This window comes from Hypericibacter sp. (assembly GCF_050729195.1).
GTDB lineage: Bacteria > Pseudomonadota > Alphaproteobacteria > Dongiales > Dongiaceae > Hypericibacter.
In genome coordinates this window covers 1-4,644 of record NZ_JBOHKS010000309.1, presented here as the reverse complement: position 1 = coordinate 4,644, position 4,644 = coordinate 1, and the positions used below count along the sequence as shown (strand labels likewise).

The following is a 4,644-nucleotide window of genomic DNA, read 5'->3' as shown; positions in this document are numbered from 1 at the left end:
TCATAGGGCAGGGCGTGGCCTCAAGCCAAGAACCCCACCTGGCAGGCGATCGTAAGGATTGCTGGGCATTTTGCGGGCATTGATCGGCCGAAACGGTATAGTCACCCGATGCGAGAGCAAACTCTTGAAGAGCGCTGGTCGAGCTGCGAGCCCCGCTGGTGTTCGGCGCCGCTGGTGCTGGACTCCCCCCATAGCGGGCGGGTCTATCCGGAGGATTTCGGCCATGCCGCCCCCTTCGAGGCCCTGCGGCGGACCGAGGACGCTTATGTCGACCGGCTGTTCGACGGCGCGGCGGGGCTCGGGGCCGGCTTTCTGGCCGCCCTCTTTCCCCGAAGCTATGTCGATCCCAACCGGCACGAGACCGAGATCGATCCGTTGTTGCTGGCCGATCCCTGGCCGGGCGAGGCCATCTTCACCGAACGGGTCGATAAGGGGCTCGGCGTCATTCGCCGGCTGGTGGGGCCGCGCCTTGCGGTCTATGACCGGCTGCTGCCGTCGGCCGAGATCGAGGCGCGGCTCGAGCGCTATTACCGGCCTTATCACGCGAAGCTGCAGACGATGCTCGATGCGACCCATACCCGCTTCGGCCAGGTCTGGCATCTCAATTGCCATTCGATGAAGGCGATGGGGCGCGGCCGGCAGGGTCGGCCGGCGCCGATCCGCGAGGATTTCGTGCTGGGCGATCTCGATGGCCGGAGCTGCGATCCTGCCTTTCGCGACCTGGTCGCCGGCGAGCTGCGTGCCCTGGGCTACAGCGTGGCGATCAACGCGCCCTTCCGCGGCGCCGAGCTGGTGACGCGCCACGGCCTGCCGGCCGAAGGGCGTCATTCGCTGCAGATCGAGATCAACCGCCGGCTCTATCTCGACGAGACGAGCGTCACGACGCACGAAGGATTCGACCGCCTCAAATCCGACCTCCACCGCCTGGTTGCCCGCCTCGTCGATTTCACCGCCGCCGAGGCGGAAGCGGCTGAGTAGAGGCTGCTTCAGAATCGAGCCGCGACCTCGATCGTGAGCCACGCCCGAAGCTTAAAATCAGAGCGTAGCGATCGCATTAGGGCACGAACTGCTCGCTCAGGATCCGCTCCTCGAGATTATGCTCGGGATCGAACAGCAGGGTGAGCTGGTGCTCGGGATGAACCCGGACACTGACCTCGACGGCGTCGCGCACTTCGGTGGAATCGGCGACCGCGCTCACCGGTCGCTTCTCGGGCTCGCGAATCTCGAACACGGTCTCCGAGGTTTCCGGCAGCAAGGCGCCGCGCCAGCGGCGCGGGCGGAAGGCGCTGATCGGTGTGAGCGCCAGCAGGTTCGAGCCCAGCGGCAGGATGGGGCCGTGGGCCGAGAGATTGTAGGCCGTGCTGCCGGCGGGGGTCGACAGCAGGATCCCGTCGCAGATCAACTCGCGCAAGCGCACCTTGCCGTCGACGCGGATCGCGATCTTGGCGGTCTGGCGGGTCTCGCGCAGCAGCGAGACCTCGTTGATCGCGATCGCTTCGACGACCCGGCCCTCGCGCGAACGCGCTTTCATCTGCAGGGGGCGCAAGGTCACGGCCTGGCTGCGCGCGACGCGGTCGGGCAACCCGTCCTCCTGATACTGGTTCATCAGGAATCCGATGGTGCCGCAATTCATGCCATAGATCGGGACCGAGCGGCCCAGATAGCGATGCAGCGTTTCCAGCATGAAGCCGTCGCCGCCCAACGCCACGACCACCCCGGCCTTCTCCGGGTCGACGACGCCATAGCGATGGGTCAGGCGCTGATGGGCGCTGCGCGCCTCGGCCGTGTCGGCGGCGACGAATGCGATGCTGTGGTCGGGCAAGCCGGATCCCCTGGGTTGCGGGCAAGGCCTCACTATACCGGCAAGGCCAACGCTTGCCAGCCGGCGGGCTGGCGCGGCAGAGTGCGCCCGCTTGCGCGGAATACCGACGGCGATGCCGGGCGGGAGCGCCAAATGAGGAGTTTGGAATGAAATTGCTGCGAAACGGCGCCGGCCGCCCCGGCTTCGGCGGACGGATGATGTTCCTGGCCGGCCTGGCGATCGCCATGGTCGCTGTCGGGTCTTTGAAGGCCCTGGCCGACGACGCCGCGACCAATGACGACAATCATGCCGGCTACTATTACCCGACGCCCCAGACGACGGAGACCTACGAGGCCCGCGTCCAGACCCTGGCGGAAAGCGATCGAGGCCGGCGCATCGGCTTCGTAACCGGCCTCACCAAGCAGTTGCTGTCGCAGCGCTACGATCCCGGCTATGCGATCTTCGCCAAGGGCGACGATGCCGACAAGCTGATCATCGTCGCGACCGAGGGCGGCCATTTCGACACGATGTATCGCGCCCGGGCGCTGCTCGCCAACCTCACCGCCATCTCGCGCATGACGCCCTTCTTCCAGCAATACACGCTGGCCGATCAGGCGACCTTTCTCGATCTGTTGAAACTCCTGGGCTTCAAGCAGGTGACGATCAGCGACGGCGCCAACTTCGCGCATCAGATCACGATCAAATAGCGGGATTGGAGCGAAGCGGCGAAGGGTCGCCGGCGGGCTGGCGATCAGCCGCCGGTGACGCTCATATGGCGCGGCACGGCGGGGCCGCTATGCCGGCGGTCGATGATGAAGTCGTGGCCCTTGGGCTTGCGCGCGATCGCCTCGCGGATGGCGGCCTCGAGCGGCGCATCGTCGCCGGGCGAGGCGCGTAAAGGGGCCCGGAGATCGGCGCTGTCTTCCTGGCCCAGGCACATATAGAGCATACCGGTGCAGGTCACGCGCACGCGGTTGCAGCTCTCGCAGAAGTTATGGGTCAAGGGCGTGATGAAGCCGAGCCGTCCGCCGGTCTCCTTGACGCGGACATAGCGCGCCGGCCCGCCGGTCTGGTAGTCGATATCCTCGAGCGTCCAGCGCTGAGCCAGATCGGCGCGGACCATCGACAAGGGCAGATACTGGTCGAGCCGGTTCTCGCCGCCGATATCGCCCATCGGCATGACCTCGATCAGGGTCAGGTCGAAACCCTCGACGCCGCACCAGCCGATCAGCCGGTCGAACTCGCCGTCATTGACGCCCTTGAGAGCGACCGCGTTGATCTTGACCTGGAGCCCGGCGCGCTTGGCGGCCTCGAGGCCTTGGAGCACGACCGGCAGGCTGCCGCGGCGCGTGATCTCGGCGAACTTGCGCTCGTCCATCGTGTCGATCGAGACATTGACCCGGCGCACGCCTAGGCTCGCCAGCTCGGCGGCGTAACGCGCCAACTGACTGCCATTGGTCGTGACCGTCAGCTCCTCGAGCGCGCCGCTCTCGAGATGGCGCGACAGGCCGCGGAAGAGCTGCATGATGCCGCGCCGGACGAGGGGCTCGCCACCGGTCAGGCGGAGCTTCTTCACGCCCTGGCGTACGAAGGTGCTGCAGAGGCGGTCCAGCTCCTCGAGCGAGAGCACCTCGCGCTTGGGCAGGAACTCCATGTCCTCCGCCATGCAATAGACGCAGCGGAAGTCGCAGCGGTCGGTGACCGATACGCGTAAATACCGGATATGTCGGCCGAAGGGGTCGATCATGGATGCCTCTGTAGCAGCTCTAATATAGGGACACCCGTCACAGAGTTACAGACATCGCCAGCGATATCGCCACATTTTTCATATGGATTCTCGCCGGGGTACTCGGCTTCGAGCCTTGTATGCGCCCGAATGCCACATCTTTGCCGGCGCCCACCCGCCAAGGTTGACGCATTCTCGGCCCTGTTCGGTCTTGGGGCCGTACTGCTTGCGTCCGATACATCTCGCCGCCCATATTTGCGGCCTTCGCGGCCAGCAAGGGACCGCCAATTGCTGTTTCCCGGCAACGCTCTCGCCCCCGAAAGGGTATTCGTGCGATCGCTGCCACCTCCGAGGATAGACAGAGGATGATCGCAAAATCCGACCCCAGCCTCTTGCTGAGCTGGCATGCAAATCCGCGGTTTTTGCCACCGCCAAAGTTTGCAAGGCGTCAGACGACTTATTGCCCAAAGTCAGGCGATCCCGGTGGCGCCGCCGGCCTTGCCCAAACAATCGACGGCTGGACCCCTGATGGCGAGTACGACCTTGCCGAATTTTGCCGGAGATCCGGTTATCGTGGAAACCCCGATGCGCTGATCATCGATATCGACTGCACAAGCAGCAATCGACCTGTGGGTCTCTCGCAGTTTGCCTGCCTGAAGCTCGCACTTATCAGCGACACACATCACGGCCGCGCCGGGTTGTCCGGGATTATCGAATATTTGAAATCGCAGCGTTTCGAGCGCGCTGCGATCCTGTACAACCGCAATCACGCACACTGGTTTCGCGCTGCCGGCATTGCGAGCCTGGGTTGGTTCCCAGGGCTCCTTGCGGCCAATCAGCAATGCACCGAGCCGCCGCAACAATGGCGTCTTGTCTCATTCGTGGGGCGTGTCGGTCGCCTTTTCCCGCGCCGGATGCGCATGCTGCAAGACATCGAAGCTGCCGGTCTTCCGCTGTTGAGCCTATCGGCAGAGCGCCCGGTCGTCCCGACGATACTCGGTGCCGCCACTGTGGCCTTCAACTGCAGCCTCAATGGGGATTTGAATCTGCGGGTATTCGAAACGTTGCATGCTGGAGGATTCCTGCTGACGGATCCCCTGTCTCCGTGGTCGGGCCT

General features: G+C 64.8%; 4 protein-coding genes and 1 pseudogene. 3 read left to right on the top strand and 2 right to left on the bottom strand.

Annotated features, from left to right (window positions below; all coding sequences use genetic code 11):
• The first annotated feature begins 108 nt into the window (after positions 1-108).
• Positions 109-978: an N-formylglutamate amidohydrolase gene (locus ACREE8_RS25080; RefSeq protein WP_431575754.1), complete on the top strand. Its 870-nt coding sequence runs from the start codon at positions 109-111 to the stop codon at positions 976-978.
• A gap of 76 nt (positions 979-1,054) precedes the next feature.
• On the opposite strand, the gene ACREE8_RS25075 is transcribed toward ACREE8_RS25080, so the two are convergent.
• Positions 1,055-1,822, bottom strand: coding sequence for an NAD kinase (locus ACREE8_RS25075; protein ID WP_431575753.1), 768 nt, complete (start codon positions 1,820-1,822; stop codon positions 1,055-1,057).
• 146 nt (positions 1,823-1,968) lie between these two features.
• Here ACREE8_RS25075 and ACREE8_RS25070 point away from each other — a divergent pair, with 146 nt between their 5' ends.
• A complete protein-coding gene (locus ACREE8_RS25070; RefSeq protein ID WP_431575752.1) occupies positions 1,969-2,508 on the top strand; it encodes a molybdopterin-guanine dinucleotide biosynthesis protein A in 540 nt (179 codons plus the stop codon).
• 44 nt (positions 2,509-2,552) lie between these two features.
• Here ACREE8_RS25070 and moaA read toward each other — a convergent pair whose 3' ends face one another.
• A complete protein-coding gene (gene moaA, locus ACREE8_RS25065) occupies positions 2,553-3,548 on the bottom strand; it encodes a GTP 3',8-cyclase MoaA (protein WP_431575751.1) in 996 nt (331 codons plus the stop codon).
• A 344-nt stretch (positions 3,549-3,892) separates the two neighbouring features.
• On the opposite strand from moaA, the pseudogene ACREE8_RS25060 reads away from it, so the two are divergent.
• Positions 3,893-4,644, top strand: a pseudogene (locus ACREE8_RS25060) (hypothetical protein); the annotation flags it as partial.

Coding starts and splice junctions, on each gene's coding strand:
- ACREE8_RS25070 (WP_431575752.1), top strand. CDS start 1,969: ATGAAATTGCTGCGAAACGGCGCCGGCCGCCCCGGCTTCGGCGGACGG.
- ACREE8_RS25080 (WP_431575754.1), top strand. CDS start 109: ATGCGAGAGCAAACTCTTGAAGAGCGCTGGTCGAGCTGCGAGCCCCGC.
- moaA (WP_431575751.1), bottom strand. CDS start 3,548: ATGATCGACCCCTTCGGCCGACATATCCGGTATTTACGCGTATCGGTC.